Source organism: Leucobacter sp. BZR 635, assembly GCF_048061935.2.
Lineage (GTDB): Bacteria > Actinomycetota > Actinomycetes > Actinomycetales > Microbacteriaceae > Leucobacter.
The window spans coordinates 1-5,897 of record NZ_JBLUNZ020000044.1; the positions used below are offsets into that span (position 1 = coordinate 1).

General features: G+C 64.2%; 5 protein-coding genes and 1 pseudogene. 2 read left to right on the forward strand and 4 right to left on the reverse strand.

All coding sequences use genetic code 11. The annotated features are described in order from the left end of the window. The 3 genes and pseudogenes from ACI1US_RS09145 to ACI1US_RS09155 all read right to left on the reverse strand — a co-directional run. Positions 1-348, reverse strand: a pseudogene (locus ACI1US_RS09145) (thiol reductant ABC exporter subunit CydD); the annotation flags it as partial. 14 nt (positions 349-362) lie between these two features. Next, on the reverse strand, positions 363-1,406 hold the full coding sequence (gene cydB, locus ACI1US_RS09150; RefSeq protein ID WP_416549647.1) for a cytochrome d ubiquinol oxidase subunit II: 1,044 nt from the start codon (positions 1,404-1,406) through the stop codon (positions 363-365). Between the two features lie 15 nt (positions 1,407-1,421). Then, a complete protein-coding gene (locus tag ACI1US_RS09155) occupies positions 1,422-2,882 on the reverse strand; it encodes a cytochrome ubiquinol oxidase subunit I (RefSeq protein ID WP_416549648.1) in 1,461 nt (486 codons plus the stop codon). 294 nt (positions 2,883-3,176) lie between these two features. Here ACI1US_RS09155 and ACI1US_RS09160 point away from each other — a divergent pair, with 294 nt between their 5' ends. Continuing rightward, on the forward strand, positions 3,177-4,166 hold the full coding sequence (locus ACI1US_RS09160; protein WP_461639882.1) for an App1 family protein: 990 nt from the start codon (positions 3,177-3,179) through the stop codon (positions 4,164-4,166). Between the two features lie 2 nt (positions 4,167-4,168). Next, positions 4,169-5,236 carry an FUSC family protein gene (locus tag ACI1US_RS09165; RefSeq protein WP_416549651.1) on the forward strand — a complete coding sequence of 356 codons (1,068 nt, stop codon included), beginning with the start codon at positions 4,169-4,171 and terminating at the stop codon, positions 5,234-5,236. A gap of 18 nt (positions 5,237-5,254) precedes the next feature. Here ACI1US_RS09165 and ACI1US_RS09170 read toward each other — a convergent pair whose 3' ends face one another. Beyond that, on the reverse strand, positions 5,255-5,812 hold the full coding sequence (locus ACI1US_RS09170; RefSeq protein ID WP_416549650.1) for a YceI family protein: 558 nt from the start codon (positions 5,810-5,812) through the stop codon (positions 5,255-5,257). Between the last annotated feature and the right edge of the window lie 85 nt (positions 5,813-5,897).

Below are 5,897 nucleotides of genomic sequence, written 5' to 3' on the forward strand. Positions count from 1 at the left end.
GTCGAGCGCGGCAGCACGCAGCTGCGCCTTTACCTTGACTGCGCCGCGCGCGGCGGAGAGATCCATCCCCCACCCCGCGAGAGCACGCACGATGGCGGCCGCCAGGGCCCCGGCCGCAAGCCAGGGCAGGCTACTGATGGCGAAGACACCATCAGCAACCTGCCCGGCTCCGGCCGAGTCCCAGATCCCCTCGTACACCGGGATAGCCACAGCGGCTATCGCCTGAGCGAGGAACCAACTCCAGGCGATGATCGCGACGGTGCGCACTACTCCGAGTAGCGCACCGAGCGCGAACACCGAGCGGGCAGCACCCGCGAAACGTAACAGGCGTGGGTCGAGGGGTTTCATAGGGCCCGGGCCGCCTAGGCGGTGGCCTCGGCGGGCGACTCCACCGGGATCATGTCCTGGGTGAGGCGCTTCCGGAAGACCCAGTACGTCCAGCCCTGGTAGAGCAGCACGAGCGGCAGTGTGAACACCGCTACCCAGGTCATCACTTCAAGGGTCATCTGCGAGCTGGCTGCTCCAGCGACCGACATCGATTCAGCGGGATCGATGCTCGAGATCATTACGTTCGGGAAGAGCGCGGCGAAGATCGTGAGGAGCGCAAATGCGATCGTCACGGTGTTGCCGACGAACGCCCAGCCCTCGCGGCCCATGAGGTTTGCGACCCATGCGCCGATGAGAGCGACCGCGGCGATTGCCGCGCACGCGATGATGAGCCCGATGTTCGGGTTCGCGAGGTGCGTCACGATCGTCCACACGAGCCACGCGGCTGCGAGTACGATCGTGACCAGGCCGACGTTCTTCGCCATCTTCCGTGCGTTCTCGCGCATCTCACCCATCGTCTTCAGCGCGACGAACACAAGTCCGTGCGTGAAGCAGAGGAGCAGGACAACGATTCCGCCGAGCAGGCTGTACGGGTTCAGCAGCGTGAGGAGAGTACCCTCGTACAGCCAGCCGCCGCCCTCCATGGTGCGGATCGGCACACCGTTGATGAGGTTCGCGAACGCGACGCCCCAGAGCAGCGGAGGCACAACCGAGCCCCAGAAGATGAACTGGTCGAACCAGCGGGTCCACTTCTCCCCCTTGCGCTGGTGCCGGAATTCAAACGACACACCGCGGAGGATGAGGGCCACCAGGATGATGAGCAGCGGGAGGTAGAAGCCGGAGAACATCGTCGCGTACCACTCGGGGAACGCCGCGAACAGCGAGGCACCGGCCACGATGAGCCAGGTCTCGTTGAGATCCCAGACCGGGCCGATCGTGTTAATGAGCACACGGCGGTCGGTGTCTGTCTTTCCCAGGAAAGGCAGGGACATGCCCACGCCGAAGTCGAATCCGTCGAGCACGAAGTACCCGATGAACATGACGCCGACGATGAGGAACCATACGGTTGTCAATTCCATGATCCGTCTCCCTTCCTAGTAGACCGTCGCGAGTTGGTCGTGATCAATCGAGCCGGAGCCGTCGTCACCGTCGTCGTCCTTGCGGGCGATCTCGGGTGGGCCCTCCTGCGCGATCTTCTTGATGAGGCCAAACTCGACGACAGCGAGGCCGCCGTAGACGATGGTGAACACGGCGAGGGAGATGAGCACGGCCCACGCCGGCACTCCCGGCGACACTCCTTGTTCGGTAGTCATCACCCCAAACACGATCCAGGGCTGGCGGCCCATCTCGGTGAAGATCCAGCCGACGAGCGATGCGAGCATCGGGAGCGGGGCTGTCCAGATTGCGACGTTCCAGACCCACTTGGGGAGCTCGACGGTCTTGCGCGTGATCCAGAGACCGACGACGGAGATCAGCGCGGCGAGTGCACCGAGCCCGATCATCCAGCGGAATGCCCAGTAGGTCACCCACACGATCGGCACGAAAGAGCCGTCGGTCGGGCACGTCAGCAGCGTATCGCCGGCACCACAGTACATCTCGGTGTATTCGGCCTGCAGATCGTTGATGCCCTCAACAGTGCCGTCAAGGGAATTCGTTGCGAGGAAGGATGCCAGGTACGGAATACGCACGGAGAAGATCTCGTGTGCGCCGTCAGGCGTACCCAGGCTGAACAGTGAGAACGAGGCGTCTCGACCGGACGAGGTGTTGTACATCGCCTCTGCCGCCGCCATCTTCATTGGCTGCGTCTCGGTCATGACGAGGCCGAGCGAGTGACCGCTGAGCGCCGTTCCCGCGAACGCGATGATGTTCGTCCACGCACCGAAACGGAGCGTGGTGCGCATCTCGTCGACGAACTGGCCACGCTTGAGGTGCCACGCGGCAACCGACACCATGACGACGCCCGCGAACATGAGCGCAGCGAGGATGGTGTGGGGGAACTGCGTGAGCGCCACCGGGTTCAGCAGCACATCGACGATGCTCGTGAGCTCGGCTCGACCGCGCTCCTCGTTGATCTTGAAGCCCTCGGGGTTCTGCATGAATGCGTTGGCCGCGAGGATGAAGTATGCCGAGAGCACGCTTCCGAGCCAGACGAACCAGATCGTCATAAGGTGAATCTTCTTGGGCAGCTTGTCCCAGCCGAAGATCCAGAGTCCGATAAACGTGGCCTCAAAGAAGAAGGCGATGAGGCCTTCCATTGCGAGCGGCGCGCCGAAAATGTCGCCGACGAAGCGGGAGTAGTTCGACCAGTTCATGCCGAACTGGAACTCCTGCACGATGCCGGTGACAACTCCCATAGCGAAGTTGATGAGGAAGATCTTTCCGAACAGACGAGTCAGTCGGAGATACTTCTCTTTACCGGTGCGCACCCAGACGGTCTGCAGAATCGCTACGAGCAGCGCCATTCCGATGGTGAGGGGCACAAAGATGAAGTGATACAGGGTGGTCAACCCGAATTGCCATCGCGCGAGCGAGACCGGGTCGAGAAACTCATTCATTTGTTCTCCTAAAACCAGGAGATCAGCGATCGCCGCGCGAAAACGCACTTCTCCCGTAGGAATTCCCTACGGGCGGGTGTACCCGCGGGGTGCTGGCTAAACTGCCAACTGTAGCCAGTATATGCAAGCTGAGAGTTCCCTGCGAATCAATTTTGACGTCAAGATTCTTTTCCCTTGAACGCAACATCAGCGCTGGCAATGGCACAGAGCGATTCGTCATACACTGGCTGAGTGACTTCGCCAGATGACATTCCTGACAGCCGACCTCGCTTTGCGGCGCGGTTTGAGGATCGAATGCATCGCAGTCGCGCGAAGCAAGCAATCAAACGGGGGAAGACCCCGTCCGTGATCCCCTACATCGGGTACGGAACCACCGAGTGGGTTCGAGTCCTCGGCCGCGTGCTCTACCTCCGTCCAGACACCAGCGAACACTCGCGTTTCCGGCCCGACGTGCAAGAGCTCTCACGCGTGCGCGGCTGGCGCACCTTCACAAGCGTCTACGTTCCCTACCAACGAGTGACAGTATTCGTTGACGATCAGCCGGTCACCGAGGTTGTCGCCGACCGCGGCGGCGTCATCGACTCCATTATCCGCGTGAAACTCACCCCCGGCTGGCACACCGTCACGCTGCAGGTCAGCGACGAGGAGGCCGCGCACGCGCCGGTGAAGGTCATGGATCCTTCCGCGCAGCTCGGCGTACTCTCAGACGTCGACGACACCGTGCTCATCACCGCACTCCCCAAGCCGTTCGTGGCCGCGTGGAACAGCTTCGTACTCGACGAGACCGCGCGCCGCGCCACGCCCGGTATGCCCGTGCTCTACGACCGCCTCGCGAAACGCCACACCGGCTCCCCCTTCATCTACCTGTCGACGGGCGCATGGAACGCGGCCCCCGCGCTCAGCCGGTTCTTCGCCCGCAACCTGTACCCGATGGGGCCGCTGCTGCTCACCGACTGGGGGCCCACCCACGACCGCTGGTTCCGCAGCGGCCGCGAGCACAAGCAGCGCGAACTCAAACGCCTCGCGCGCGAGTTCCCCGGCGTGCGCTGGATCCTCTTCGGCGACGACGGCCAACACGACGAGTCGCTGTACGCGGAGTTCGCCCGCGATCACCCCGAGAATGTCGCCGCCGTCGCGATCCGACAGCTCTCGGTCGGCCAGGCGGTGCTCGCCGGGGGCCGCTCGAAGGCCGCGCAGCAGAAGGACGCCAGTGGCATTCCCTGGGTGTACGGGCCCGACGGGGCGACACTCAGCGAGGAGCTCGGCAAGCTCGGACTGCTGTGAGCATGCCAACCGCGCCCTGGTGGCGGCGCGCCGAAAAGCACATCACCGGCCGCTTCACCGTGAGCGCCAGGCCGCCCGCGCTCCAGCTTGCCAAGGCCGGCGGAGCCGCGATCCTCAGCTGGTTCGTGTGCCTGCTCATCTTCCCCGGCTCCCTCCCGATGTTCGGGGCCATTGCTGCCCTCATCGTGGTGCAGGAGAGCGTGGATCAGTCGCTCACCAAGGGCATCGAGCGCGTCGTCGGGGTGCTCTTCGGGGTCTCCGTTGCGCTGGGTGCGGGGGCGCTATTCGGCACGAGCTCCTGGCTGTTCCTCGCCGCGATCCTGGTCGCCATGGGGGTCGGCTGGATCTTCCGCATGAGCGCGACCTCAACGAACCAGATCGCGATCACGGCGATGCTCATGATCGCGCTCGGCGGCTCCGAGCTTGGCTACGGAATTGAGCGCCTCGTTGAGACCGCGATTGGTGCCGCGATCGGCGTCGCGGTGAACGCGATCATCGCAGCCCCAGTGCGCACGGAGATCACCCGCGCCGAAATCACATCGCTCACGCTCAACGCCGCGCGGGCGCTCGACCGGCTCGCCGACGCGCTCGAGGAACCCCGCGACGAGCCGTGGCTCGAAGACATGCTCGACTCAGCGCGGCTGCTGCACGAGGAGCGCACGCGCGTGCACGCCTCTCTCAGGAGCGCGCGCGAGAGCCTCCGGCTCAACCCGCGAAGCCGCCGGCACATGCGGCAGCTGCTCGAGGACGACGCGCTCTTCCAGCGTGTGCAGCCCATCGTCACCCAGGTCATCGGAATGTCGCGCGCGCTCTACGACCTCTACGACCCCGAGCTCGTCGCGGATCCATCGGTCATCGGGATGCGGCAGGAGATCCACCGCGCCGCACACGACCTCGAGCTGCTGGTCGCGCCGGCTCCCGCCTCGGAAACGGCAGCGGCCCCGGAACCGCCGGCGCTCACTGCGCCGTACACGATTTCGAGGCCGCCGCCACGCCACTGGGTACTCATCGGCTCCCTCATGGAAGACCTGCGCCGCGTGCGCGGGCGGATCACCGGGGAGCTCGAGTAGCCGCTGGGGCTCGTTGAACTACTGAACGAGCGCCGCCTGCACGTCGATCGTGATGGTAACGTCGTCGCCGAGCAGGAAGCCGCCCTTTTCGAGCGGGGCGTTCCAGGTGAGACCGAAGTCCTCGCGCTTCACCACGCCGACGGCGGTGAAGCCTGCCTTGTAGTTGCCGTAGGTGTCGTCGCCGAAGCCGCCGAACTCGAAGTCGAAGGTGACGGGCTTCGTGACGCCGCGCATGGTGAGGTCGCCGTCGACCTTGAAGTCTCCGCCGACGACGCGCACGCCGGTCGAGGTGAAGGTGAGCTGCGGGAACTGGTCTGCCTCGAAGAAGTCGCCGGTGCGGAGGTGTCCGTCACGGTTCTTCTCGTTGGTGTTGATCGAGGCGACCTCTGCGGCAGCGGTGACGCTGGAGTCAAGCGGGTTCTCGCCGGTCACGAAGGTCGCGTCGAACTGCTCGAACTTGCCCTTGACCTTGCTGATAGCGAGGTGACGGATCGCGAACCCAACCTCGGAGTGCGTGGCGTCAATCTTCCAAGTGCCTGCGCGGTAGCCGGGGATCTGATCTGCGGTGAGCGTCATAAGAGAAAACCTTTCGAAAAACTTGTTTTACCTCGGGGCTTGGCCCTGAATTTGCTGTCCAGCAGTTTCGCGGACACTCAGAACA